Source organism: Gimesia sp. (assembly GCF_048262075.1).
Lineage (GTDB): Bacteria > Planctomycetota > Planctomycetia > Planctomycetales > Planctomycetaceae > Gimesia.
This window is the reverse complement of record NZ_JBLXFK010000004.1, coordinates 1-24,438: the sequence shown is the minus strand read 5'-3', so window position 1 is coordinate 24,438 and position 24,438 is coordinate 1. Positions and strand designations below refer to the sequence as shown.

General features: G+C 44.4%; 27 protein-coding genes. 11 read left to right on the top strand and 16 right to left on the bottom strand.

What is annotated here, in order from left to right; all coding sequences use genetic code 11:
• Positions 1-1,019 precede the first annotated feature (1,019 nt).
• From ACN0YH_RS09760 to ACN0YH_RS09735, 6 genes are all read left to right on the top strand, one after another.
• Positions 1,020-1,436, top strand: a complete 417-nt coding sequence (locus ACN0YH_RS09760) for an ExbD/TolR family protein (RefSeq protein ID WP_417379387.1) — start codon at positions 1,020-1,022, stop codon at positions 1,434-1,436.
• Position 1,437: 1 nt separating this feature from the next.
• Positions 1,438-3,687 carry a prenyltransferase/squalene oxidase repeat-containing protein gene (locus ACN0YH_RS09755; RefSeq protein WP_417379386.1) on the top strand — a complete coding sequence of 750 codons (2,250 nt, stop codon included), beginning with the start codon at positions 1,438-1,440 and terminating at the stop codon, positions 3,685-3,687.
• Positions 3,688-3,823: 136 nt separating this feature from the next.
• Positions 3,824-5,338, top strand: coding sequence for a carboxypeptidase M32 (locus ACN0YH_RS09750; RefSeq protein ID WP_417379385.1), 1,515 nt, complete (start codon positions 3,824-3,826; stop codon positions 5,336-5,338).
• A gap of 32 nt (positions 5,339-5,370) precedes the next feature.
• Positions 5,371-5,934 (top strand): TlpA family protein disulfide reductase, encoded by a 564-nt coding sequence (locus tag ACN0YH_RS09745; RefSeq protein WP_417379384.1) that lies wholly within the window; start codon positions 5,371-5,373, stop codon positions 5,932-5,934.
• Between the two features lie 71 nt (positions 5,935-6,005).
• The gene (locus tag ACN0YH_RS09740) at positions 6,006-6,815 is read left to right on the top strand and encodes an alpha/beta fold hydrolase (RefSeq protein ID WP_417379383.1); all 810 of its coding nucleotides are present in this window, start codon (positions 6,006-6,008) and stop codon (positions 6,813-6,815) included.
• Between the two features lie 69 nt (positions 6,816-6,884).
• A complete protein-coding gene (locus ACN0YH_RS09735) occupies positions 6,885-7,262 on the top strand; it encodes a rhodanese-like domain-containing protein (protein WP_417379382.1) in 378 nt (125 codons plus the stop codon).
• Positions 7,263-7,348: 86 nt separating this feature from the next.
• Here the strand turns inward: ACN0YH_RS09735 and ACN0YH_RS09730 are convergent, their stop codons facing one another.
• From ACN0YH_RS09730 to ACN0YH_RS09720, 3 genes are all read right to left on the bottom strand, one after another.
• Positions 7,349-7,513: a hypothetical protein gene (locus tag ACN0YH_RS09730; protein ID WP_417379381.1), complete on the bottom strand. Its 165-nt coding sequence runs from the start codon at positions 7,511-7,513 to the stop codon at positions 7,349-7,351.
• Positions 7,494-8,366, bottom strand: a complete 873-nt coding sequence (locus ACN0YH_RS09725; RefSeq protein ID WP_417379380.1) for a hypothetical protein — start codon at positions 8,364-8,366, stop codon at positions 7,494-7,496. The genes ACN0YH_RS09730 and ACN0YH_RS09725 overlap by 20 nt, the downstream gene beginning before the upstream one ends.
• Before the next feature lie 69 nt (positions 8,367-8,435).
• Complete coding sequence (locus ACN0YH_RS09720; RefSeq protein ID WP_417379379.1) at positions 8,436-9,128, bottom strand: hypothetical protein; 693 nt, start codon at positions 9,126-9,128, stop codon at positions 8,436-8,438.
• A 795-nt stretch (positions 9,129-9,923) separates the two neighbouring features.
• Here ACN0YH_RS09720 and ACN0YH_RS09715 point away from each other — a divergent pair.
• The 3 genes from ACN0YH_RS09715 (at position 9,924) to ACN0YH_RS09705 (ending at position 13,141) form a co-directional block, all read left to right on the top strand.
• Positions 9,924-10,574, top strand: a complete 651-nt coding sequence (locus ACN0YH_RS09715; protein ID WP_417379378.1) for an STAS domain-containing protein — start codon at positions 9,924-9,926, stop codon at positions 10,572-10,574.
• A gap of 74 nt (positions 10,575-10,648) precedes the next feature.
• Entirely contained in the window at positions 10,649-11,890 is a 1,242-nt protein-coding gene (locus ACN0YH_RS09710) for a GspE/PulE family protein (RefSeq protein ID WP_417379377.1), read from the top strand.
• A 561-nt stretch (positions 11,891-12,451) separates the two neighbouring features.
• A complete protein-coding gene (locus ACN0YH_RS09705; protein WP_417379376.1) occupies positions 12,452-13,141 on the top strand; it encodes a hypothetical protein in 690 nt (229 codons plus the stop codon).
• A 318-nt stretch (positions 13,142-13,459) separates the two neighbouring features.
• Here the strand turns inward: ACN0YH_RS09705 and ACN0YH_RS09700 are convergent, their stop codons facing one another.
• Genes ACN0YH_RS09700 through ACN0YH_RS09690 form a run of 3 tightly spaced genes read right to left on the bottom strand, consistent with a single transcriptional unit; the run spans position 13,460 to position 16,414 of the window.
• A complete protein-coding gene (locus ACN0YH_RS09700; RefSeq protein WP_417379375.1) occupies positions 13,460-14,266 on the bottom strand; it encodes a hypothetical protein in 807 nt (268 codons plus the stop codon).
• A 29-nt stretch (positions 14,267-14,295) separates the two neighbouring features.
• Positions 14,296-15,771 carry a sulfatase-like hydrolase/transferase gene (locus tag ACN0YH_RS09695; RefSeq protein ID WP_417379374.1) on the bottom strand — a complete coding sequence of 492 codons (1,476 nt, stop codon included), beginning with the start codon at positions 15,769-15,771 and terminating at the stop codon, positions 14,296-14,298.
• On the bottom strand, positions 15,749-16,414 hold the full coding sequence (locus ACN0YH_RS09690; RefSeq protein WP_417379373.1) for a transaldolase family protein: 666 nt from the start codon (positions 16,412-16,414) through the stop codon (positions 15,749-15,751). Before ACN0YH_RS09690 ends, ACN0YH_RS09695 begins: the two co-directional genes overlap by 23 nt.
• Positions 16,415-16,632: 218 nt before the next feature.
• Between ACN0YH_RS09690 and ACN0YH_RS09685 the strand changes: the two genes are divergently transcribed.
• Positions 16,633-17,481 (top strand): glucosamine-6-phosphate isomerase, encoded by an 849-nt coding sequence (locus ACN0YH_RS09685; RefSeq protein WP_417379372.1) that lies wholly within the window; start codon positions 16,633-16,635, stop codon positions 17,479-17,481.
• Positions 17,482-17,518: 37 nt separating this feature from the next.
• Entirely contained in the window at positions 17,519-18,229 is a 711-nt protein-coding gene (locus ACN0YH_RS09680) for a PIG-L deacetylase family protein (protein ID WP_417379371.1), read from the top strand.
• 5 nt (positions 18,230-18,234) lie between these two features.
• On the opposite strand, the gene ACN0YH_RS09675 is transcribed toward ACN0YH_RS09680, so the two are convergent.
• The 10 genes from ACN0YH_RS09675 to ACN0YH_RS09630 form a co-directional block, all read right to left on the bottom strand.
• Positions 18,235-19,353: an ABC transporter ATP-binding protein gene (locus tag ACN0YH_RS09675; protein WP_417379370.1), complete on the bottom strand. Its 1,119-nt coding sequence runs from the start codon at positions 19,351-19,353 to the stop codon at positions 18,235-18,237.
• Positions 19,332-19,883 (bottom strand): ParB N-terminal domain-containing protein, encoded by a 552-nt coding sequence (locus tag ACN0YH_RS09670; RefSeq protein ID WP_417379369.1) that lies wholly within the window; start codon positions 19,881-19,883, stop codon positions 19,332-19,334. Before ACN0YH_RS09670 ends, ACN0YH_RS09675 begins: the two co-directional genes overlap by 22 nt.
• Before the next feature lie 27 nt (positions 19,884-19,910).
• Positions 19,911-20,171 (bottom strand): hypothetical protein, encoded by a 261-nt coding sequence (locus ACN0YH_RS09665; RefSeq protein WP_417379368.1) that lies wholly within the window; start codon positions 20,169-20,171, stop codon positions 19,911-19,913.
• 225 nt (positions 20,172-20,396) lie between these two features.
• Positions 20,397-20,813, bottom strand: coding sequence for a hypothetical protein (locus ACN0YH_RS09660; RefSeq protein ID WP_417379367.1), 417 nt, complete (start codon positions 20,811-20,813; stop codon positions 20,397-20,399).
• A gap of 135 nt (positions 20,814-20,948) precedes the next feature.
• Entirely contained in the window at positions 20,949-21,221 is a 273-nt protein-coding gene (locus ACN0YH_RS09655; protein ID WP_417379366.1) for a hypothetical protein, read from the bottom strand.
• Positions 21,222-21,230: 9 nt separating this feature from the next.
• Positions 21,231-22,094 (bottom strand): trypsin-like serine peptidase, encoded by an 864-nt coding sequence (locus tag ACN0YH_RS09650; protein WP_417379365.1) that lies wholly within the window; start codon positions 22,092-22,094, stop codon positions 21,231-21,233.
• Complete coding sequence (locus ACN0YH_RS09645) at positions 22,088-22,462, bottom strand: hypothetical protein (protein ID WP_417379364.1); 375 nt, start codon at positions 22,460-22,462, stop codon at positions 22,088-22,090. Before ACN0YH_RS09645 ends, ACN0YH_RS09650 begins: the two co-directional genes overlap by 7 nt.
• Entirely contained in the window at positions 22,459-22,707 is a 249-nt protein-coding gene (locus ACN0YH_RS09640) for a hypothetical protein (protein ID WP_417379363.1), read from the bottom strand. The genes ACN0YH_RS09645 and ACN0YH_RS09640 overlap by 4 nt, the downstream gene beginning before the upstream one ends.
• A 182-nt stretch (positions 22,708-22,889) precedes the next feature.
• On the bottom strand, positions 22,890-23,225 hold the full coding sequence (locus ACN0YH_RS09635) for a hypothetical protein (protein ID WP_417379362.1): 336 nt from the start codon (positions 23,223-23,225) through the stop codon (positions 22,890-22,892).
• 111 nt (positions 23,226-23,336) lie between these two features.
• The gene (locus ACN0YH_RS09630) at positions 23,337-23,915 is read right to left on the bottom strand and encodes a response regulator (RefSeq protein WP_417379361.1); all 579 of its coding nucleotides are present in this window, start codon (positions 23,913-23,915) and stop codon (positions 23,337-23,339) included.
• Positions 23,916-24,438 lie beyond the last annotated feature (523 nt).

The window sequence follows — 24,438 nt, the reverse complement described above, 5'->3', positions numbered from 1 at the left end:
ACAGTTCAGTGTGCATAAAGCAAGAAAGCCAAAAAATGTCCATAGAAACTCATAATTCCAGGTAGGGTTTTGTGTCCATATAAAGAAGTGAGTTGCAATTGAAAAAAAAATGCCTACCAGAAGTTCTCTGGGGAACATCCCCCTGGCAATTCTGGGGAAATAAAAACAGCTCAGGAAGTAAATTGACAGGACAATAAGTAAGCTGAAACCCCAATTCAGTTCTCTTATCGTCAGTGAATAGAATAAGCAGATCGTCGAAAAAAATGCCTGTAACACCCAACAGACCAGTAATGGACGAAAATATTTCAATGTAAAATGATGCCGCGGTGTTTCCATTGCAACGGCTGGCATACGCAAACAATCCAGTAAACGGTCTCCCAAATAGGCTAACCAGGTTACACTAAATAAGATAAAATAATGCTTTAATTCAACTTTAGTAGAATACAATACTGAAAAATACCCTAGCCAGGCGATTCCTACGCATGGTGCATCCAGGCTTAGCGAATTGATGAGTAAAAGTGATTTACCTGGAAATTGACTGATTTGACTGAAACTGAGAGAGACTGCCTCTGAATAAGATGGCCTCTCGGCAGAAACATTTTCGATCGTCCTGTGTATGAATTTACTTAACATCTGACAAGAAAATAACTTCTGATTATATTGACCGACATGTGACTTCTGGAGCACCTCAAAACTTATTAACCGCGCGCTACTTAATATTCGTAATAATGCTATTAAAGTCGACGGGTAACCGTTTCCATAGTGATAAAAGGTACTAAACCTGAGTAGAAGCTGGAATATTATCAGATGTTGAAACAGAATCGAATCTTGGAATAGAGTATAATCAGATCTTTCAGAGCGAATGCTGAAGAGAGTATTCCCTTAATTCCTCGGTGTTTCAACTATATAGAAAATCGGTCCGAACTAACTTCGTGACACGATCCCATACTCAAATTCCGGAAAGCTTTTATTCGTGGAATTGTGGTGAGGTATATGAATTCAATTTCAGGAAATTACGAATGCCCTTAAAAACGGGAACCGTCGAAGAGCCAAAGCTCGATTTGACCCCAATGATAGATATCGTTTTCTTACTGATCATTTTCTTCATGGTTGGTACGCAGTTTACAGAGATGGAGCGCCAGTACGACATTAAGCTTCCTACAGTTACTGATGCAAAACCCTTAACAAATCTGCCCGATGACATCATTGTAAATGTTCAACAGAATGGTGATATTTCGATTAACGGTGAGAAGAAAAGTCTGGTAGAACTGGAATCTCTCCTGAAAACTTCGATACAAAATTTCCCGGGACAATCTGTAGTAATCCGGGGAGACTCGACAGGACCTTATCAAAATGTGATGAATATCCTGGAGATTTGCCATCGGGTCAAAATTCGTTCTGTCTCTTTGGCAAATCGATTAAGTGACGATTCATAACATGAACAATCGCATTCATAATTTGATCGAAAAAATCCTGGCAGGTCGAGATATTACCTTCGATCAGATTCTATGGGGATTTTTAATATTAGCAGCGGTGTTCGCATCAATTCATCTGCTTTCGATGCTGGTCACGCGTTGGGGTGATCGAAATGCCTCATCAAAAGCGCTGTTGTTCTCAATCATCGTTCATTTGTCTTTATCACTCGGAGTTGTATCGTTCTGGCCGGATCAGGCACCAAAATCCGTGGCTAAAACAGAGGCCGTACAGGAAAAAAATGAAATCACACTAAATCTTGCAGAGAGCACAGAAACGATAAAAAATAAGCAGTCAGGCAATTCACCTGTCTGGGAAAAACTGACACCCCCTCAAAAACAGGAATTATCCCGCGTCGATTTGAGCCGGCCCGAGTTTACTCCCCTGTCTGCTCCACCAGAGAAAAAACAACCTCCGGAAATATCAGAAATGCCGATGCCGGATGTTGTTTCGAAGTCTGACTTATCGGTTACTCCATCGAAAGTGAATATTGAAAGCGTCAGTCAGAAACGCATACAGTCTCAGGCACCTCTGGAAATTACAGATACAACCGCTGAATCACGATCAGAAGTCTCGGTACCATCGACATCGAATACTCGAAGTAAAATGATCCGTAGTGGTCAGTTCAATCAGCAACTGGAACGTCAATCAACTCCAGGAGCCGTTGATCGCATACAGCCTTCTTTTAGTGCCCAGAAAAAGACATTGGCTCTAGATGCGCAAACGGATCCTCAGTCAGTTTTAGAACGAAATGCAACTGATTCGATGCTCTCGAAGAGATCCGGTCCTGCACCATCAAATCTGAAAATGGATACTACAGGGGTGGAAGCCACAGAACCCAGTGAAACAAGCTCAAACGTCGCACCGACAGAACCTCGTTTTGCCAGAAGAAAGTCGCGCACTATGCGATCCGTATCTGATGGGACGATTCAACGTTCTGCACCTCAAACACCATCGGGAAAAGCTAATCCTGATTCTGATCGATTACTTGCGGAACGAAGCACTCTACCACTCACCCTGAGTCGTAAAGGGCCACAACCCGATGCCCTGCGCCCTAACTTTGATGCTGTTTCCAATCGAACCAAGGCCAATATCCCAGCAACTTACAGATTGCGAAATTTATCAAAGAGAAAAGAAATCGCTCAGAAATTTGGGGGTACGGAAGAATCGGAACGTGCGGTTGAATCGAGTTTGAAGTGGTTGGCGAATCATCAGGAACGGGCGGGATATTGGGATGCCAATCGGTTTGGCGCTGGTAAAGTCAAAATTGATGAACAGGGAATCGATCGGCGCAATGCAGGAGTGCAGGCAGATGCAGGTCTGACAGCTCTCTCAATACTAGCATTTCTAGGTGCAGGTTATACACAGGAAGAAGGCCTGTATGCAGAGAACTTAAATCGCGCGATTCAGTGGATGATCAAACAACAGAATTCCGATGGTTTTCTGGGTGGAAAAGCAACTCATTATGCCCGCATGTACTCACATGCAATGGCGACTTATGCGCTAGCAGAGGCCTATGGCCTACAGAACGATCCAAAATCAAATCCGCAGTTGCGAGAAAGTGTCGCCCGGGCCGTCGCTTATATTGTTGAGAATCAAAACCCATATGATGGTGGCTGGCGTTATGTCAAAGGTCAGAAAAGTGATATGAGTATGTTTGGCTGGCAACTGATGGCTTTGAAGAGTGCTGAAATTGCCGGTATTCCTATTCCCTCTAATACCAAACAACTGATGGTTAAATTTCTCAAAGATCGCAGCATGGGTAAAAATGATGGCTTAGCCACCTATCGGCTGGTTGAGCCCGCTACACCCCCAACTCCCGCGATGACAGCAGAATCCCTGTTCTGCAAACAAATGTTGGGAATTCGCCGCGATAATCCTTCGTGTCGTGAAGCCGTGCAGTTTATTTCTGATCGGCCACCGCGTCGTTCGGAACACAATCTTTACTACTGGTACTATGGAACGCTGGCTATGTATCAATATGGTGGAAATCCATGGCGGGAATGGAATGAAGACTTGAGAGAACTCTTGATTTCAGAACAAAATACTCAAGGCGAAAATGCGGGAAGCTGGGACCCCCGCCCACCTTGGGGACCATATGGTGGACGACTCTACTCAACGACCTTGAGTACACTTTGTCTGGAAGTTTACTATCGGTTTTTACCGCTCTACCAGATGGGAGGGCGTTACGATGATGAAGGCACTCCAAACTGATCTGTAGCAAAAACCGACTGGTTGAAAAATAGACCAGTGTCTCTATGCCAAGTTCAAGAGCTGGCACCCACATGAGAAATACCTATATTAATTGAATTACCGAACCGAAACACTTCTCAGCAGAACATATTAATCAATGAATACTTCTACAAAAGCATATGAACAACTTCTTATCAGACTCAAACAAGCCTCTTTGCTGGCATCCTGCTCAGCGGTACTGGAGTGGGATGAGCAGACCTGCCTGCCCCCCGAAGGTGCTGAACATCGCGCCAATCAACTTGCCTTAATGGCTGGACTGGTCCATGAGCAGGCGACCAACACTGAAATTGGAGATCTCCTGGAAGAACTGGAATCAAATTCTGCATGGGATGAAGATTCGTACGAACAGGCAAATATCAGAGAATCGCGCCATGAATATGACCGCATGACAAAACTTCCTCGTCGCCTGGTAGAAGAGCTTTCCAGGGTTGGAACGCTCTCCCACCATGCCTGGGTTTCAGCACGGAAACTAAACAAGTTCGACGACTTCTTACCCTGGTTGGAACAGATGATTGATCTGAAGCGTGAGCAGGCATCAGCAATCGGATTTGAAGGAAATCAGGCATATGATGCCTTACTTGACGAATACGAACCAGGTGTGACTTCTGAGTTGATTGAGCAGGCATTTCTCCCCTTACGGAACGAACTTGTCAAACTGGTTGCAGAGATCCAGAATTCCGGAGTGAAACCTGATATCTCAATTCTGACCAGGAGCTATCCTATAGATAAACAACGTGAGTTTAGTCTCGATGCTGCAGAAAAAATTGGGTTTAATTTTAAAGCTGGACGACTGGATATTGCGGCACATCCCTTTTGTAGTGGTATTGGCCCTGGAGATTGTCGACTGACAACTCGGTATGACGAACATCACTTTCCCGGTGCCTTTTTCGGAACACTACATGAAGCGGGGCATGGAATTTATGAGCAAGGTCTGCGAAAGGAATTTTTTGGTACCCCAGCCGGAAACTCAACATCATTGGGAATTCACGAATCACAGTCGCGGATGTGGGAAAATCTGGTCGGACGGAGCCGAGCATTCTGGAACTCATTCTATCAACCTGCACAGAAAATGTTTCCTGGAGCATTATCAGATATTGCCCTCGAAGATTTTTATCGCGCGATCAATGATGTCCGCCCCTCATTTATACGTGTCGAAGCAGATGAAGTCACTTACAACCTGCATATCATGTTACGTTTTGAATTAGAAAAATCTCTGATTTCGGGCGATTTAAAACCGGCTGATTTAGAGTCTGCCTGGAATGAAAAGTTCAAGGAATACTTTGATATTACTCCAGATTCTCCCGCACATGGATGCTTGCAGGATGTCCACTGGAGTGCTGGCTTGATAGGTTATTTTCCTACTTACGCTTTGGGAAACATGTATGCAGCTCACTTCTATCAGGCGGCAAATAAGGAACTGGGTGACCTGAACCAGTTGATTGAGGCTGGCGATTTTTCGACTCTCAAAAACTGGTTGAACCAAAATATCCATAAACACGGCAAGCGGTATCGTGCCAATCGACTTGTCGAAGTTGTCACAGGAGAAACACTTTCACATTTGCCCTTAATGACTCAACTTAAACAGAAATATAGTGAACTCTATAATCTGTAATCGATAAAACCATTGTGCTGGAAAATAACTTGATGACTAATCAGAGTATGAAAAAAGATTTCGTGATCGCACTGGTGCTGGTCCTGGCTGGAATGATTCTATTCACCGCCTGGTTAGGTTACGGATTGACCGGAAACCAGCGAACCTCACAAAATCTATCATTGTTAAACGTAGGAGAAACCGCTCCTCCTTTGAATGCAGAGGGTTGGGTTAACGGCAATCCGCATCAGGATAACTTTCTTGATGGAAAAGTCATTGTAGTCGATGCATGGGCAACCTGGTGTGGCCCATGTCGCATGGCAGCACCACATATGGTTGAGGTCTATGAAAAATTCAAGGATGATCAGGTGGCTTTTATCGGCCTTACTTCTGATAACGAAGAGCTTCTTCCCGAGATTAAAGAATGGTTATCTGCTACAGGAATTACCTGGCCTAATGGATATGGAGCCTATGATTCTCTGACCGCTTTTAAGGCAGAGTTCATTCCCCAAGTGTGGGTGATCGGCACGGATGGAAAAATTGCCTGGAATGAAGATTCGAGATCAGCCGAGTCTCTCGAGGAGGGAATACAACGGGCTTTGAATCAGATTAATTAATCTAAAAGTGGCTTCTTCATTCAATTATGCTTGCCAATGATTCTGGAATGATGAAACCGAAAGACAGGAACATGAATCAGAAACTGGTGGAGCAAAAAGTAAATGGAATTCGTATGCGGGCACTGATCGCTGGATCTGGGCCTCCCCTGCTCCTGGTGCATGGATTTCCTCTGAGCCACCAGATGTGGCTTCCACAAATTGAGTATTTTCAATCTCGTTTTACGGTAATTGCTCCCGACCTTCGTGGATTTGGTAATTCAGACATTTCTACCGGTATTGTAACCATGGAACAACATGCTCGGGATCTGGATATGCTTTTGCAGGTCTTAAATATAGAAGATCCTGTTTCCTATTGCGGGCTCTCCATGGGAGGCTATATTGCCTGGGAATTCTGGAAACATTTTACTGATCGATTACGCACCTTGATTCTATGTGATACTAAAGCGGAAGCCGATTCCGAAGAAGGTATCACTCAACGCCTGAAGATGGCTGATCTGGTTCTCAGGCATGGCCCTGAAGTGATTTCAACAGCTATGATTCCGAACCTGATCAGTGAATCCAGTCTACAAAAGCAGTCACATATTTCTGAGTACCTTATTTCTATGATCGAAGCGACAAACAACGAGGGAATTGCCGCCAGCCAAAAAGGCATGGCAGCACGTTCCGATTTTTCGAATCAGATCAAAAACATTCGTATTCCGACTTTGTTCATCGTGGGGAGTGAGGATCTCTTAACTCCCCCTGAGGTAATGAAACAGATGTGTTCTCAAGTGCCAGATTCAAAATATTTTGAAGTGAGTGAAGTCGGCCACATGGCCCCCATGGAGGCTCCCGATGCAGTGAATCAGGCGATGGATGACTTTCTTTCCGACAGTCTATAAACCTGAAATCATCTTGTTGAGAGTCTATTATAATTTCTGATAATCACCAGACGCGCAAAAGGAACTGATATGGCAAAAAACCATTCACCTCGTTTTCTGGATATTGTGAATTCTGCCAAGTCACGAGTACCTGAATGCACGGTACAGGATGTAAAATCACGCCGCGATAAAGGAGAAAAATTCATTTTGATTGATGTCCGGGAAGACCATGAATTTAGTAAAGGTAGAATCCCTGGCGCGGTTCATTTAGGTAAGGGAATTATTGAACGAGATATTGAACAACTGGTTCCAGATACATCCACACTTTTAATTCTCTACTGCGGTGGCGGGTTTCGCTCAGCATTAGCAGCCGATAATTTGCAAACCATGGGTTACACCAATGTGATCTCAATGGATGGCGGATTCAGTGGTTGGAAATCTGCTGACTATGAAATTGAATCTCAATAACCCAAAATCATCAGTACCCCAAAAAAACAGAGCACTGTATCTGAAACTGATACAGTGCTCTGTTCGATTTAGTAAAGAGGTGATGATTAACCACCCAGTTCCCAGTTGTAGGTCTGAAGTTCCAGTACCAGAAAGATAATTCCTGCAAGTAATGCAGAAAGTGAGACAACTAACAGGCCTACATAGATATTGGGACCAGCCGCATCACCGGTACTGGCTTTTCCTTTGGATTTAGAGTTTCGAGTTGACATGGTCACCTTTCTCAATCACACCATTTTTAGCGGCGTCTATTACAGTCCCGACAGCTTTATCAGGATCGACATATACCAGTTCAATCTTACCCAGATACTTGGGCCGATTCCCGTTCGCTTCATTTCCGAAACGATAGACGAACAGTTGATGCCCTTTGCTGAGGCCATCATCACTACCCAGGGAAACTTCGACAAACCGGGTACCATTTCGTCTATCTTTCTTAGTGTTGATGATCAGCCCTTCAACAGCCGGAGGCGGAGACTGCATCCCGGCGATTGCAGGGTCTTTTGGATCAACCCCCAGGTTGGTTACAATCTTGTTTAAGTAGTTCAGTTCATCAACAACTTTTGCATGTTTAGTAACCAGGTTTTTCTCACGAATTGATTGTGTAAAAATTGTATCCTCAAGACTTTTAATTTTTCCACGTAATTCATTCACGGTATCATGAAGCGTTTTATTCACTACCCGTTGACGACCTGATTCCTGTCGCCGAAACATTGCTTCTTCGCCTGTTGTTTCTGCTTGAGCAACAGAAGTATCACGTTCCGCTTTTACAGTATCAAGCTCGGTTTGCTTGGTTTTAACCTGTGCACGTAATCCTTCATTTTCAGCTTTCGCCGTTTCTGCTTCACTCTGAGCTTTATTAAGCTCTTTAGTCATCTCAGTCTTTTCATTGCTGAACTCTGACTCTAATTCGTTCATGCTTTTCTGCAGACTGGCTACATTGTCTTTGAGCTTAAGGCTCTCATTGCGCCAATTGTTTTGAGCTGTAAATACAGCCCCTGCAAATCCCATAAAACAGATACTGAGTACAACTTGAACGACGACCAGTACTTTGCCGACAAACGACATCTAATCGCTCCTGATATTTATTTTAATGACGAGTTTATATTTTAATTCTGAGAGCAGAAACTGAGTATTTTACTTTTGAGAAAGTTCTTTTTTTTCTTCGACATTATTTTCAGGAGCCATCACGACTTTCTCCAACGACACTTTCTGTCTCTGTAGCCGCTGTATTTTTCCCTGAATTCGATCTATATAATCACGCAGAGTTTTCTGTTGTTGGTTCGCTAGAAATCTTTCATTTCGAATCTCATCAATCTGATCTCGCAACCGAAATACATCAGCTCTGCGTTCGGAAGCTTCCTGATTCACTTCTAGAGTCTGTTGGCCAATTTTAATACCTTCATTCGCAAGCTGGTTGACCTGCTGATCAACTTGAACCATCTTCTGTTTCAATTCGGCTGCTTTATCTTTCATCGCAGTTCGATCGACTTGATTGATCAATTCCCAGTTTTTGATTGTCTTCTTGAGGGGTTCGATTGTTTTCGTGACCTTGTCCAGCTTTTCATTCTGTTGTTGCAGCTTATGTTTCTGCGCGGCCACGATGACTTTTGCCAAAACAGGAGAAGTCGAAAGTTGCTCACCTCCCCTTCTGGTTTTCACAGACCAGGTCGGATTCTCACCAGTCTGGTGTTCAAATACATAATCAGTCAAGGCGTCCTTTTCTTTGGACCAGTTGGGGCCTCCAACAGCACTGACTGCGGCAAATCCCATAAATGCGATACTGGCAAAAAGAACCAGTACTAACAGGATTTTACTTAAAAGGGTCATTGATACATTCCTGTGTCATACTAAAAGACTCTGAACTACTCTTAGTTTCTCTATATTTATTATGCGTTATCTTTTAAGCTTAAGCTATTCACTTTATTCCTATAGCGGAATAAGAATAGAAACAATTGAGTCATTTCAGGGAACATTCAGTGCAGTATGCCTGATTTACGTGAGTCAAAAATCAGATAATTGATACGCGCTGAAGAGATTGTTTTCAGACGAAATGATTGATTAAATACTACAGGTAACCTGAGCGTAAAAACAACCTATTTTGTGAAATCGGTTATTTCCTAATTATAAATACGCCCAAAAAGCATAGTCAAACTGAATTTAAGCTAACTGTCTGGTATTTAACTGTTTGACCTTTCTAACATGGCCTGCAGACATAATCGCTACCTTTAGAAAACTTGACATAACAGCAACTTCCAGTGAAATATTCAGCCTCACTATCTGGGAGGGGCTCAATTGGTGGTTTCGATGCTGATATAAAGATAAACAGCCCCTATCAAAATGAACTATTGAACACACTTCTAACTCGTGACTATAAAGATGACTATTTGATTTTATTAACAAGTGATGAAGCGAACTCGTTTCATCTAAAATACTTAGTAAATCCTGCACTTTGGTCCAAATTTAGATAGGTAAATTCTAGCCGCATTGGTATTTTGAATTAGATGCGATGATTATTGCCGAATGCATATAGTACGACCTAACCAGTACTCGCTGAAAAGACTTTAATCTAATGCTGGGCCTTCAGATACACTTTGTATCGAGAATAGTTGGAGATTGGTTTATATGACTACCCGGGAAGTCCCCTATCATATCACAAACGTTAACGGGCATCTCAAAGTCCAGTTACTGCCTGGATTAAATGATTCAGCCTGGAACGAGCTGGAAACACTGGGCGATTCTCTATTGCAGGTCTTGAAAGAGGAGAAAAATCCCACAGTCATCATTGACTTATCAAAGTTGAGCTATATCAGCAGTTCTCTGGTTGCTGTCGTAATTCAAGTCTGGAAGCTGGTTGATGAACAGGGTGGGAAAACCGCCATTCTCAATCAAAATGAAATGGTTGAAGAAGTTCTCAATATCTCCGGATTGAAAAAAGTCTGGTGTATCGTTCCAACTGAAGAGGAAGCCATTAAGCACTTAAGTCAAGCCATGAAACAGGAACGGATCGACCGCAGACGGACGTTCTCTATGCCTATTCTCCTAGGCATTGTGGCCGTCCTTTCTGCTGTGACCTGTTTCGCATTATATGTGAGTGACTCACTCAATCTTGATCCTAAGGTGGCGTTAGTGGCTACCATTTCTTTTTCAGTTGCAGGTGTTCTTCTGGGAGCAACTGCGCTAACTGATCGCAGAAAAAATTTGCGGATATTGGGTGTGGTCGTACTTATCTGCAGCCTCATTGTAGGTGGACTGGGTTTATTCAAATTGATTTGAACCCGGAATTGTCACAACAGAGACTCATCAGACATCATATTGAATACTATATGTCAGACAGAAAGAGTTGAGCCATGTCAGATTCATCAGCAAAATCCGAAAATAAAAAAGAAGGACGCCAGCAGGCACTTCAGGCAGAATTGAGAGAACTGGTTGATGTTGTAGGTCCGGGTCCCCTTGTTGATTTATTAATGGAAAGAGCATTCCAGTTACAGGCAACGGACATTCACCTGGACCCTCTGGATGATGGATTACGTCTCCGACTACGTGTCGATGGTATGCTTCATGACATCATTCAGTTACCCAAAGAGGCAGCTGCTTCAGTGATTTCCCGGCTAAAATTAGCTGCAAATATGGATATCACTGAGCGGCGACTGGCACAAGATGGTCACATCAATAACCAGACACTACAGAACCGCCGTGATATACGTGTGGGATCTGGCCCTACTATTCACGGCGAACGACTAGTACTGCGACTAATGCCTGATCATAAACGCTTTACCCATTTCAGTGAACTGGGCCTTAGCGAACGACAGACAAACGAGATCACTAAATATTGCCAGGCTCCCTATGGGATGATTCTGAGTGTCGGCCCGGTTGGCTCGGGTAAAAGTACCACTATTTACAGCTGTCTGGACCATCTCAATCAACCTGAGATGAGTCTGGCAACCATTGAAGATCCTGTGGAACGTCGAATTGAAGGTGTGAACCAGATCCAGATCGACCCAAAAATCGGTTTCAGTTTCGCTGAAGCATTACGAGGCGTGCTTCGCCAGGACCCCAATGTGATTATGGTGGGAGAAATTCGTGATTCTGAAACAGCGCATATCGCTGTGAGAGCAGGGCTGACGGGTATTCGTGTGCTTTCCACTTTGCATTCTAATGATGCAGTCGCTGCCATAGATGTCTTCCGAGAGTTTGGCATCCCTTCCATGTTTATCACTGACAGTCTGCAGGGGATTATTTCACAACGCCTGGTGAGATGCATCTGTGAAAAATGCCGAACTCCCTATCAACCTGACTCCGGTGCCTGTGAATACCTGGGAGTTAATGCTGATCAACTGTCTGATTCAAAAATTGCCAAGGGTACTGGCTGTGAACATTGTTTCCAAACTGGTTACCTGGGCCGAACTGGGATATTTGAAACACTGGGAATCCGGGGAGAGTTAAGAGATGCTATTCTCCGCGGAATGACACAATCGGAGATCCTCAAACTGGCTTCCGAGCAAGGCATGACCACCATGGAAGGATCCGGGAAAGCCAAAGTGCTCGATGGAATTACTACTGTTCAGGAATTACATCGCGTTCTTGTTTAATCAGACCAATTGATCAAATACGATCATTCAAAAAGCTTTCATGTTCAGACAGCAGTGAGCACCAATCTGTACACCATGTATCACAGAATTGGTAAAACCATACCTCATCAGTGAACCTGATGTTCTCCAGAAAAAAACATTCTATTCTGGTAGATCTGTTATATAATTATACGTTATTGAACGTTATGGGTTATCACCCTGTGTAACCTTTTGGGCCATCCTCATCCACTTGATTTTAAGAGGAAGGATTGCCTCATGAATTTGAACCAAAGAGAGCCGACTGGTATCAATGGCACAGGTGATGCCACCCTCGGCTGTTCCCAGTCAGCGACGATTTCCATGTCGAACCAATCCAGGTCCGCTACTCGTTTCAGTGTGGACTCATCATCAACCCAGGCCCCTGCATTAAAGGAACGCCCGGTCTCCAGCCAGTCTGAGCAATATCCAGACAATGATGAAACGACTTTCTCACTGAAACAGAAAATCATAATCTGGTTAGCTAGCTTCACAGCAACGGGTTACCTGATTTCCTTACTTTTTCATTCCACAGTGTTGACCCTGATGGCCATTACCATTGTAGGAGGAATGAAGGGAGATGATGATATCTCAACTCTTGCCAGTCTTGAGGAAGATCAAAACTTTTCCTTAAATGGTCCTCTGGATACCCGCATCAAAGACGCCGGTGGCAAAACAACAGAATTTAACATCATGCAACCAGTTAAAACTATGACGGGTGAGAATGAAAATACTGTCGAAGAAATTCAGGATGATTTTTCTCCTCATATTGGTAAAGGGACAGGTGATTCTGAAGGGGATGGTTCCGGTGACGGAGGAGGAGATTTTAAATTAAAGCCGATGGGAAATGCAGTGACTGTTGGCAGCTTTACGGCTTGGACTGTTCCCAAAGATCCAGATTTAAATGAAGACTATCTGATCATCATCCAGGTTAAACTTCCTGCCAGCTATAAATCAACACGATATCGCGCCTCTGATCTCTCTGGACTCGTGCTGGGAACTGATGACCACCGCCAGGCGATCCCTTGGGACTCTCGATGGTTGAACTCCACCTTTACCCCCAATACTGCAGGCGAAATTCGACCGGTGAACAAGGGGGATTATCTACCTCTTAAAAATCGTGTCGCACAATTAATTGTTAAAGTTCCAGGATCAAAAATCCCTGCAACACGCGATACGATCAAAATCAAGTCCAGAGTTCTAAAAGAAAATCAGACTCTGGAAATTGTATTCTGAATTCCGGGCACTACGCCAGTCAATCTGTGGTTTGACCCTTTACGTTCGAAATCCAACCTCTCTGATAGATTTCTCCAAAGCTGGCCCAGTGAGCGGGAGGAAGCATTAAATTTCCTGAACAACAAGGGCAGGGCAGATCGGGTTGTTCAGGAAAAGAAGGTTTCTGTGTGAGATCTGTTGATTTCCAGACTGCGTCACACTCATCACAGAGAATCAGAACGTGTTTTTCATTGCTGCAAATACGTATTCCGAGTGCGCCCTGATCGCAGAAAGAGCAAATCCCTACGTAGTACATGAACTGAACCTTGTTTTAAAACTTTATAAGGGAAATGCTGTAATTAGATTGGGTCCATCCAGGACGATCCGTATCTTGTAGGCCTTCGGCTTTCCTTGTTGATTACCAACACGACCTCCCACATAGCCCACCGGACGCCTCATATCGACAGTGTAAACGACACGTGTCCCCTCTCTTTTTATGTCGACATTCTTACCTCCAGCAAGTGCTTTGAGATATGCCTCATCAATCAAAGCCAGTACATTTTTTCTCACGCCAGCACCAGCAAATACACCATGCTTGCCCGGACGATCTGGCTGATCTTCTGCATGCTTCATCACATGCAATAAACGATGTTTTTCCTGACTCCCAGGGCCATATTTGAGCCCAGCAGCAGACTCCCAGACTTTATTCCCTAAATCACGAAGTTGTCCCAGTTCCGGCTTAGATTTCAACTCCTTTTCATTCCCAGCGGGTGGCGGTCGGCTGGATTTAGCAGGTGTCTGTTTTGAGCTCAGTCCAGGCATTTCTGGCTCAATGGTTTTACTCGTCGCATTCGAAGATGGGACGTGTTCTTTTATAAGCTGGCTGTCAGATGTTTTGTCGAACGACTGATCTATTTCCTGTGTCGGCCCCTGCTTCAAGACGGAAGAAGCTTTTAATCCTGTTTTTTTTTCGAAATCCTGGTTGATACGCTGCTTATGTGCCTGGACAGACTCCTTGCTGATACTGTCGGGAGGCGTCTGCTGATTTTGCCTGACAGAATAGATCACCAAAGCAAAAACGATGATCAACACGACACGTATGGCTCGTGATTGAAAACCCCGTTGTTTCTTTTCTGAGAGACTCATATTGGAACCATTTCCTGTAAACGTCAGTTTTATTCAGACAGTGACTTCTGGTACTGATTATAAATCTCCCTGAGGTGATCTACTTTTTCTGGATACCGGGCAGCAAGATTGTTTTTTTCACCAATATCCTTCGAAAGATTTACCAGAAATATCTGATCGTCTTTCCCCAATGGTACCAATTGGCTAGTGTCACGTGGATTCCCCAATAACTTCCATTCACCTTCGCGTATCGCCCAACTTTTACCGATCTGCCAGTAAAAGTTGTCATGCGGACTCTTTGCATCTGCAGAATCAATGACTGCCTTTAAATTTTTGCCATCCAGTTGATGTGCTGGCAGTGGTGCGCCAGTTAAAGCCGAAATGGTTGGCAGCCAGTCACATCCAGTTGCCAGTTGATGGCGCACTTCTCCTTCAGCAATGGTACCCGGCCAGGAGATCATGGCCGGCACGCGAATTCCTCCTTCAAAGAGGCTGAATTTTGCTCCCCGATAAGGGCCAGCACTGCCTCCACCTCCAAACGTTCGTTCTTCCTGAGAGTGTCCGTGATCGGACTGGAAAATAATAATCGTCTTTTTTCGAAGCTGGCATTTGTCGAGTGTTGTTAGCACTTCACCAATACAGTCATCCATGGTTGAAACAAATGCCGCATATTTATCACGCGGTGACGACAGGTGAGCATACGCTTTTCTCCATTTTTCTTTTCCCTGTAATGGATAGTGAGGAACATTGATGGCCCAATACAAAAAAAATGGTTTATCGCTGGCCTGACGGATAAATTTCTGGCACTGTTCTACCATCAGGTCAGGAAAAAATGCACCATCATGCCAGACCTCCTTACCGTTTTCCCACAAGTCATGGCGATTCGGACCGTTCCAGTAGAAGAAGTGCGAGTAGTTGTCGATACAGCCGCCCATATGCCCGAAAGAAGTCTCGAATCCTTGTCCATTGGGCATCGTTTCTGGTGTATAACCCAAATGCCATTTTCCGACATGAGCTGTTTGATATCCTGCTTGTTGCATCATCTCTGCAATCGTGACTTGCTCAGCAGGCATACCACTCTTACCGTGATGTGAAGATACATTTCCAGGAACTCCGGCTCTTGCAGGAAACCTGCCTGTAAGCATGCCCGCCCGAGAAGGGGAGCAGACTGGTGCTGATGCATAAAACTGTGTGAAACGAATTCCATGCCGAGCAATTGAATCCATATGAGGCGTCTGCAGATCATTAGCGCCATAGCAGTTCAAGTCAACCGATCCCTGGTCATCAGTGAAAATGATAACTACATTCGGTTTCTCCGTTTTGATTGCGCCAGACGCCATATGGGAGAACTCTACAAACTGGCAAATGAAGAGACATAATCCAAGGTAGAGGAATCGCGTTGGAACTGCAAAATAGTATTTCCCCGTAAGCTCATTCATGCTACATCCCGAGTTTCTATCAATAGGTATTTTGACGTTTTGTACTCTAAATTTAGGGTCTTCCCTATTGGTCGGATGGCGTTGCATCCCAGGCATCCTGAAACACTTTTTCTCCATGAACGGTGTAAGGGTTCTGCATGCTCTCCTGATATACCGTCAGACCGGCAGTTACACAGTGAGCACCTGCAAGTGCGACATCTGCGATCTGGCAACTGTTCCGAATGGCAGCTGCGATAATTTGCGAATCATACTCGTGACATTCCAGCATTTCAGCAACGTCATGAATAAACGTCGTGGTCGAATCGCCGAATGTTTCCTTCCAGCCGATGAACGGACTGATAAAACAAGCACCTGCACGCGCAGCGTGCCAGGCTTGAGAAACAGAAAATATCAATGTCGCGTTAGTCCTGATGCCCAATTGAGTCAACTCTCGGATAGCTTTAAATCCACTTTCGCTGGCGCCGACTTTTACGACAAAATTTGGAGACATTTTCGACAGCTTTGTTCCCTGCTCTACAATCTGCTCCCAGTCAGTAATATGTGGATCGACTTCAACGCTGACTGGCTTATCTGTTCCAGCAAACAGTTCTGCGATTTCCTCGATCACTCTAAAAAATGGCTTACCTGAATTTTTAATATGTTTGGGGTTCGTAGTCAGGCCATCCAGGTCCCAATATTCAAGGCTATGTTTGATCTCATCTATAATAGCACTATCCAGAAACAACTTCATTGTGTATTCCTTTAGTCAGGATAAAATGGCTTAAATTTTAATGTATGGTGCCTGAAGGAACTCGAGAGTAGGATTCCGTGAGCGTGTGTTGGTATTATAAATTCTACTGTATTCAGTATTCTATATCTTCGTTTTTAAATATGGCAGGTAATGAACCAGTCATCATTGCTGAAAGAACCAGAATTAATACTCTTCTTTAACAAATCGCAGAAAATATTATGACTACTCACTTTCCAGATTATCTTAAGATTAGTCGAAATGAATTGGCGACGGGAACTTCTGTCAAGCTCTCTGTTGTTAAAGATATGCCGGATATTGCACAGCATATGGCAAAAACCATGCTGCAAATTATTGACTCTGCAGAAGTGAAGGGAAAACCGGCAACACTCATAGTACCAGTGGGCCCCGTCGATCAATATCCCATCCTGGCTGAACTACTGAATCAGAAACATTATTCGATTAAGGATGTGATGCTGATTAACATGGACGAATATTTGACAGATGATGACCAATGGATCGATCTCACACATCCTCTCAGTTTTCGTGGTTATATGAATCGAAAGTTTTATGATCTGCTGAACCCCGACTTGGCCCCCTTGCCTGAAAATCGAATCTGCCCAGATCCTCATGATGTTGGAGCCATTCAAAAAAAGATCGATCAGAGGGGAGGTGTAGATGCTTGCTTTGGTGGAATCGGAATCAATGGGCATATCGCGTTCAATGAACCTCCAGACGGAGATCAATCAGTCAGCGCAGAAGATTTTGCACAGTTGCCTACTCGGAATCTTGATTTAACCCGTGAGACCCGTACCATCAATTCTGTTACTGTGGGAGGCGAAATATCGATCATTCCCTGGCGGGCTGTGACGATTGGTATGAAAGAAATTTTGTCCGCAGCAGAACAACATTTTTATTGCAATCGGATCTGGCAAAGTTCTGTTGTCCGCAGAGTCTTGCACGGCCCTGTGACCAGTGCCTGCCCTGCATCGTTGCTGCGCACACACCCCGCTGTCTCTCTAACCGTTACAGAATATGTAGCAGACCCTCCTGATATCTGCCTTCGCTGAATTGAACTGGAAATAATCTTCTGAGAGTAAAATATCGATGAAACTGAATTTCGGACAGGAACGAATCTTTGCTGTGGTTGCTCATCCGGATGATGCCGAATTGTTGTGTGCTGGCACACTGGCACGTGCACATCAGGAAGGTGCCATGATTGGAATCTGTGTGCTCTGTCAGGGAGATAAAGGACAGCCAGACCCTCCACTGGAAAATCTGGCAGAGGTGAGACAGCAGGAAATGCAGTCTGCAGTCAAAGTAATTGATGCGGAGTTGTTTTTTGGAGAACAACCGGACGGTGGCCTGTTTGATAATCTTGAATTACGCAGAATGCTGACCGAGTTCATGCGACAGTTTTCACCCACACTCGTGTTATGTCATTCGCAAGCAGACTATCATGCGGATCATCGGGCAGCCTCGGTGATCACAGAAGCGGCCACCTGGTTTAGTGCTTCAGCTGGTAATAAAACAAATTCACCTGCCTTGGCAAAACCACCTGTACTGTGGTGGATGGATACGGTCAACATGACTTCATTTGATCCTCATTTTTATATTGATGTTAGTGATTATGTGGAAACGAAAATTTCCATGTTAAAATGTCATCAGAGCCAGTTGCAGCGTGGGAAAGATTCCAGTTTCTCCCCTCTACAAGAACTGATGGTTCAGCAATACAGTACTCGTGGCGCGCAATCTGGAGTAAAAGCTGCTGAAGCTTTTCAAACACATTCAGCCTGGAAACGCTGCGCAGCCTGGTGAGGATATCAAATCAAACCAAAATCCCGGGCTTCCTTCTCGCGTCTGGGGCCACAATAAAGAAATCCTGCAGTCATTCTCCCATGACTGGATGTGATGCGGCGTTTTCTGTTTAATTCCAATCCCTTCTGCCGAGAGACACCAGAAGGCTTACGCGTCATCCTCCAATGCTTTGATTTTGCTCGATGCTGAATCATGGCCGGATGGCCTGTTACACTGGTATATCTTTTCCTGCAGGAATAAAGAGAGGCTACGTATTCGCTTAGTGCGTTTCCGATTCCGACTCCCTGGAAATCGGGAAGGCATACGGTACGATGTTCACGAAAGGAAGGGGAGTGCCTGTGCGGAAAATGAATGACCGCAGTAAACGCTGCCGGCTGACCTTCGACTAATGCCACAAAACAATTTGCTGATTTCTGTATGGTAGAATCTAGATAGTGATGCTTGCGGAACAATTTCCAAGCATCTCGATGCACGTTAATAATTTCGAGTGTAACAGGAGGTCGCGATTGCCTTTCAGACCTCCATTGAAATTCATTGGTCGCAGGCAAATAGATCCAGTCTGGATCTAACCATTCGATAATGTCAAAATGGCAACTGACGGCAACAAACTGCTGTCCCCGTTTTCTAACAGTTTTGGCAATGGCACAACTTCCAATTCTTGCAACAGTCCGATCAATGACAGAAGTAAATTCATCTACGACAACTAACCCGGGTAGTTCAGCTATTGCTCTCGCCATAGACACTCGAAACTGCTCCCCATTGGACAGGGCATGAAAGGGCCTTAACCAGCCGGGAGGAGAAGAAAACCCAACCGAAGAGAGTAGAGTCGTGATCTCTTTTATCCCCATCTCTACCGGAAAGGAATCCATAATACTTTTCTGCTGATACCAGTTAAAATCTCTGACCATTTCATTTTTGAAGCATTCACTGGCGATGGATGTTTTTCCACAACCTGACGGACCGACGATCAGACCTACATGCCACTCACTTTTTTCGATCGGCATATCGACCGTCCATTGTTGTCTGCTGGTCTTTTCAGACGTTAGACCAAACATACCTTCCAGCTGAATGACTCGCGGACTGCGAATGATCCGCGTTTTCTTTACGAAATCCAGGCGCGGCACGTGATCCCCTCTTTTTTGAATCGCTTTAATAAAGCAACCTGCTCAGGCTCATTTTGACAGTCAATCAGTATTTTGTAAGAATCAACCAGCAATTGAGTCTCGTCTTCAGCCCCATACATCTGCTGTAATTCCAGATTATTAAGCTTAATGGAATCAAAAAGCTTCTGTACTGCTTCAGATTCGGTCGAAATGGATCCGATCAGACGCTCCAGGGCAAGCTGATCGGTTCTGGCCATGGAAGTGACGACATCAAATGTTGCTAGAATTTTGTCAGCTTCTTTTTTAGTGACGTTCAAAATCAGGCAGGGAACTTTTTCATCTTCTGCTATATCAGCCCGTAAATGCCCGTCAATCAGTTCGTAAGTTCCATTCTTACAGTCACGTACCAGACATGCGGAAGCAAATCCGACTTCTTTTAGTATGGCACGTAATGCCGATTCCTGTGATTCTGTATGTTCACGCCAGTTCCTGGTATTTCTTTTTAACAGAGATGCCTTGATGCGCCTGAAACTGCTGATTCGATCTTTCAATTAATTCCTCCCCGCTGATTATGAATGCTACAAACAGTCCAGACATCGATTTGTTCCATTTCGCTGCCGAATCTGGTCTTTATGAAAATCGCCTTTAAACACAGGTCCGCCACACCTGGCACATGTTGAAATAGGCTCATGTTTTTCCAATACAGAACTTACAAACAAATCCGGAAATTCTGCTTCCACCATTTTTGCCGCTAGAACATGTGTCTGTGCTTCGCGATCCAGCCGTTTAACAGGATGTTGTCTGTCTTCCCCTGACACATAAACAATAAATTGAGGCATCTGTTTCTCCTTTTAGACTGTGTCCAGTTTTACTGTAGCGTCTCCAGCGGCATTGGAACCAAGTATAATAGAATACGAGTCGCTATGTTTTAATGTGATGCGATCTAGAATTCAGGTTGTAAGAACGATCACATCAATCCACATTTTGTATTCTAAAAGATGATGCCAGTTTTTCTTGGGGTGCATTCATGCAGCAGTGAGCGTAGTGAACCTGGGATGTGCCGCTTATGGTTCCAGAGTGACTTCGTACTCCGTGTTCGTATCTGTCTCAATTGCTGACGCTGGATAATTCGCAAGCGCATCTGCAATTAGATACCCACCAATCGGCACTCCCACACCCATTGTTATCAACCCTGCTCCCATCGCCAGCTTTGCCAGTGAGCCGACTATGCTACCCTGTTGCTGTGATGGCAGGTACTGGTGTATCACGCTGTTATCGTCTCCAATGTGCATTTCTTCGCCCTCTGGACGATTATTGTCTGTGACCTCTTTTCCATAGAGTTTTTCGCGGGTGGACAGTATGTGGGAATTCACGTTATTGAACCTCACTGCCGCTTGTCTCAGCCCCTCCGCTCTCTCCCCCGTTTTGACCTTCCACAGTGTCTCCGCTATTTTCTCTTTCCAGTTCAGATCCTCCGCCATCGTCTTTACTCCATGATTGAACAAGCTCGCCGAACGTCCCGGATCGGAACGCCCGGTCAAGCTCGTTGTTTTCTTCGATCAGCTTGTTGTGGAATTCAACACTCTGTCTGATCAGTTCTTCCAATGGGTCAGTCATCAGGTTGCCTGAGCGGGTCCACCGGGAGTGGTTTTTGCAGCGACTTCACGAATACCAACGGCTTCGTCCAGGGTCACCATGCGTTTGTTTTCCAGGTAGTCATAATCAACCACCTTCTGAACGGTCACGAAGTTATTCTGCGCGACAGTTCCGGTCTGCATCAGTTGCGTCAGCATATGATTGGCAACGTTATCGGATAAATCCACAGCCATCTCCTTTTCTCCTTCTCCCTCAATGGGAATTTCAACATCAATAATTCCGCCGTCTGGCATAACGCAGCCTCACTTCTTAACGGCCTTAAAACGTAGCTTGATAGGATCACCAAGCGGATACTTCTGCTCTGTAATCACCTTCCCGTCTGCATCGATAATCTGGACAGGAATTTTAGTCTTTGATAGCTGGTCAAGCTGCGATTTCAGCTTGGTCACCTCAACCTGCAGCGCAGATACCAGGGCGCCGTTTCTGTCCACGTCGGGTACAATTGGTGCTGTTGGCACCGGCCTAACAGCAACCGGACTACAAAAACATTTTGGTAACCTACCGTAAATCTTACGTATCACAGGAACTACAGACTTTACATCTGTGAAATATGTTGAGCCGCTTGCATTTCCAGTGGCGTCGACTGAGTTGATAATTCCGACCACCTCACCCTTTGACAGAACAGGTCCGCCTGAATCACCGTAGTCGACCTTTTTGACAAGACATTTGCTGCTTCCCTTGTAGAAAACTGTCGACCGAATGGCACCCAGGTTGTACATCCCCTTTGAGTAACCGTAGGCAATTACCTTAGAGCCGCTTTCTGGTAACCACTCAGCAACCTCGAAGCTCTTCTGAGCCGGTATTCTCCTGGTCTCGATAATTGCATAATCATATTCGCCTGCATACTTCGAATAGGCAACACGGCCAGGCCACCATTTTCCACCATAGCCGACGCTGAAGCTCTGGGTATTATTCACCACATGAGCGGCTGTTAAATAGATCGATTTGTCATCGATATTCCCGATATAGGCACATGTTCCGATACCGGTGATTTGTCGACAGCGGTTCTGGTGACATTGCTTCTCAACAGTCCTGACTGCCAACGCCTGAGCCTGGACAATTGAAGTTATCATCAGCACAAATAGAGTTGTGAGTGTTTTTACCATTGGATATATCTACTCCAAAATAATAAAAAATAGTGCCAGGGGTTATTGGGCACTTTCCCCTCTGCCCAATTGAATGCCACCACCCCAAACAACCGTACGCGACGGTAGTAAACGTTTGCCATGAACTTTCCCAGATCACAGCGCCTCAAATTCCGATACAGTTGACCGTCCGCCAACTCCCGATCCTTCCTACAACCACCGCGCTGATAGGCATAATCATGCCAGTGGCAAGCAGGTCTGATATCAACGCCTCCCCATTGGTCTGGTGAGTAACTGCAACCGTTGGAGACGAAGTACTCAGGTGGTTCTGGTCCTTCCATTTGTTTTACCAGCGCTTCTGGAAAATCAGCCGTCTTGAGTTCGATCATGGCCTGTCTCCAAATACACGGTCTTCAATGCGGCTGATCCGCCTCTCATGTGAGTTTACCATTTCGATTAACAGTTCTTTATTTGAATCCAGTTTTTCATCAATCTCGATCAGTTGGTGGCTGTGTTCGATCAATGTTTTTGCAGTCCAGGTGATCGCGCCTACGCCACCAGCAACGATCGGCGAAAAGATGCACGCAATTACCCACGCAGGAATGAAAATTCCTTTTCGATTTGACTCAGCCATGATGATCCCATGAATGCTCAACCCCAGAATTGTCAGAAGGTGTGATTTTCAGGAAAGGCGCGATTGACACAACTGGAATACACATAAAAAAAACACCTGTCGTTGCTCAGAACGACAGGTGTTAAAAATGCAGCGGAAACTCAATTCCGTATCAATTTACATTCAGAGGTCAATACTTTGAATCAGTCCAGTGGGAATTCGCTGATGGAAAGTTGTCTGTTTTTGACTTCCAGCAGTCTTTTCCAGCCCCTGGTGACCAGAGATTCTCGTTCTTTGACTTCTTCGGGATCAAGCTCCCGTTTATCGAAAGGGCCTTCAACAAAAACTGGCTCGAAGTCCTTGTCTACAATGAACTGAGCCAAAACGGGATTGCAGGAAATGTGGTGCTCGGGTTGGGCCTGTAATTCCTCCACATAAACTTCACCAATGATGTAGCGTAGATACAGTCCACTAACTTCGATGTGTTCTACTTCCTCACCACATATCACACAGAGATAACCCTGATCACATTTAGCCATAATATTTCCGGGTTGCGTTGAACTGGATATAGAAATTGAATCTGTTACTGATGAGAACCGTTTATCAACCGGTGTATCATAAACTGGCAGTGAAGTTGAGGTGAGGTATGATCAGGATGTTTTCAGATATTTCTTTAAGTTGGCAATTTCCTCCAGCAGGATTTTAAGAAACTCCGAAGCCGCCTCTTTATTATCTGCTTCTACAATTTCTTTTACTGACTGCCTGACTTTTTGAGTCGGCGAATAAAGGTCCAGAACTGTTTCACTATCAGTGGAATGAATCACATTCAGTGACATATCATTTAGTTCTTGCTTTAATTCATTCTGATCGAGTGGCTTAAACATGATTTTAGAAAAACCGAGTTCGTTCGCCAGCTTGATTCTCTGGAGATTTTTATCCTGTGGGTTTTTATCAGGTCTGACGGCTGTCATTAAAATGAACTGCGGAGGCGCTACTGCACCACTGTCTGAGTATCGCTCTACCTGCTGTGCCCGTTGAAACAAATCTACGCCGTCCATACCGCTCATGATCAGATCGGTCAGGACCACATGAATTTCATTATCGGTCTGCAGTAATTTGATTGCTTCATAACCAGAAGAAGCTGTAATTGCAGTGAAGCCCATTTTTTCGACGAGTCGCGCATAATAATGACATGAGTATCCAATATCGTCGACAATTAAAACTTTCATAGGCAAACCCAAGGACTAAAGAGTTGTGTACAGTTTCCTCTCTCAATAGCATGGGCGTTTTGATCAGAGGTCTGCTTTCAACATCTTTGTATTATTTACTGTTTATAAATAAACAGTATTTAAATTCGGCACTTTAAGGTTTTTAACTGCATAAGATTTAAAGATTTATCCCTCAATGGATTAGTCATCACCTTTCTATCTTCGACTTGTTTTCTAGATCTTAAAAACATTGCACTTAACTGAAATCATAAATAAATCGTTTACTGCTGTAATTATAGATTGATTCTAAATCGCACACCTGAGTCTGAATCATATAAGACATTAAAGTCCACTCTCTTACTTTTTTTTACTCCAAACAGAAGGAAACTCAATGAATACGCTCGATTCAGAATGCACGAATGTACCACATACTTTATTGCTATAACAACCTAGCGAAAAAGTACAACTGCGATGGCCCAAGACTGGCGGACTCCCGAAAAGTGAATTATGCGGCCAGTTGTTGAGCGTATATTCTCTCGAACTG

Coding starts and splice junctions, on each gene's coding strand:
- ACN0YH_RS09760 (WP_417379387.1), top strand. CDS start 1,020: ATGCCCTTAAAAACGGGAACCGTCGAAGAGCCAAAGCTCGATTTGACC.
- ACN0YH_RS09755 (WP_417379386.1), top strand. CDS start 1,438: ATGAACAATCGCATTCATAATTTGATCGAAAAAATCCTGGCAGGTCGA.
- ACN0YH_RS09750 (WP_417379385.1), top strand. CDS start 3,824: ATGAATACTTCTACAAAAGCATATGAACAACTTCTTATCAGACTCAAA.
- ACN0YH_RS09745 (WP_417379384.1), top strand. CDS start 5,371: ATGACTAATCAGAGTATGAAAAAAGATTTCGTGATCGCACTGGTGCTG.
- ACN0YH_RS09740 (WP_417379383.1), top strand. CDS start 6,006: ATGAATCAGAAACTGGTGGAGCAAAAAGTAAATGGAATTCGTATGCGG.
- ACN0YH_RS09735 (WP_417379382.1), top strand. CDS start 6,885: ATGGCAAAAAACCATTCACCTCGTTTTCTGGATATTGTGAATTCTGCC.
- ACN0YH_RS09730 (WP_417379381.1), bottom strand. CDS start 7,513: ATGTCAACTCGAAACTCTAAATCCAAAGGAAAAGCCAGTACCGGTGAT.
- ACN0YH_RS09725 (WP_417379380.1), bottom strand. CDS start 8,366: ATGTCGTTTGTCGGCAAAGTACTGGTCGTCGTTCAAGTTGTACTCAGT.
- ACN0YH_RS09720 (WP_417379379.1), bottom strand. CDS start 9,128: ATGACCCTTTTAAGTAAAATCCTGTTAGTACTGGTTCTTTTTGCCAGT.
- ACN0YH_RS09715 (WP_417379378.1), top strand. CDS start 9,924: ATGACTACCCGGGAAGTCCCCTATCATATCACAAACGTTAACGGGCAT.
- ACN0YH_RS09710 (WP_417379377.1), top strand. CDS start 10,649: ATGTCAGATTCATCAGCAAAATCCGAAAATAAAAAAGAAGGACGCCAG.
- ACN0YH_RS09705 (WP_417379376.1), top strand. CDS start 12,452: ATGGCCATTACCATTGTAGGAGGAATGAAGGGAGATGATGATATCTCA.
- ACN0YH_RS09700 (WP_417379375.1), bottom strand. CDS start 14,266: ATGAGTCTCTCAGAAAAGAAACAACGGGGTTTTCAATCACGAGCCATA.
- ACN0YH_RS09695 (WP_417379374.1), bottom strand. CDS start 15,771: ATGCAACGCCATCCGACCAATAGGGAAGACCCTAAATTTAGAGTACAA.
- ACN0YH_RS09690 (WP_417379373.1), bottom strand. CDS start 16,414: ATGAAGTTGTTTCTGGATAGTGCTATTATAGATGAGATCAAACATAGC.
- ACN0YH_RS09685 (WP_417379372.1), top strand. CDS start 16,633: ATGACTACTCACTTTCCAGATTATCTTAAGATTAGTCGAAATGAATTG.
- ACN0YH_RS09680 (WP_417379371.1), top strand. CDS start 17,519: ATGAAACTGAATTTCGGACAGGAACGAATCTTTGCTGTGGTTGCTCAT.
- ACN0YH_RS09665 (WP_417379368.1), bottom strand. CDS start 20,171: ATGCCTCAATTTATTGTTTATGTGTCAGGGGAAGACAGACAACATCCT.
- ACN0YH_RS09660 (WP_417379367.1), bottom strand. CDS start 20,813: ATGGCGGAGGATCTGAACTGGAAAGAGAAAATAGCGGAGACACTGTGG.
- ACN0YH_RS09655 (WP_417379366.1), bottom strand. CDS start 21,221: ATGCCAGACGGCGGAATTATTGATGTTGAAATTCCCATTGAGGGAGAA.
- ACN0YH_RS09650 (WP_417379365.1), bottom strand. CDS start 22,094: ATGGTAAAAACACTCACAACTCTATTTGTGCTGATGATAACTTCAATT.
- ACN0YH_RS09645 (WP_417379364.1), bottom strand. CDS start 22,462: ATGATCGAACTCAAGACGGCTGATTTTCCAGAAGCGCTGGTAAAACAA.
- ACN0YH_RS09640 (WP_417379363.1), bottom strand. CDS start 22,707: ATGGCTGAGTCAAATCGAAAAGGAATTTTCATTCCTGCGTGGGTAATT.
- ACN0YH_RS09635 (WP_417379362.1), bottom strand. CDS start 23,225: ATGGCTAAATGTGATCAGGGTTATCTCTGTGTGATATGTGGTGAGGAA.
- ACN0YH_RS09630 (WP_417379361.1), bottom strand. CDS start 23,915: ATGAAAGTTTTAATTGTCGACGATATTGGATACTCATGTCATTATTAT.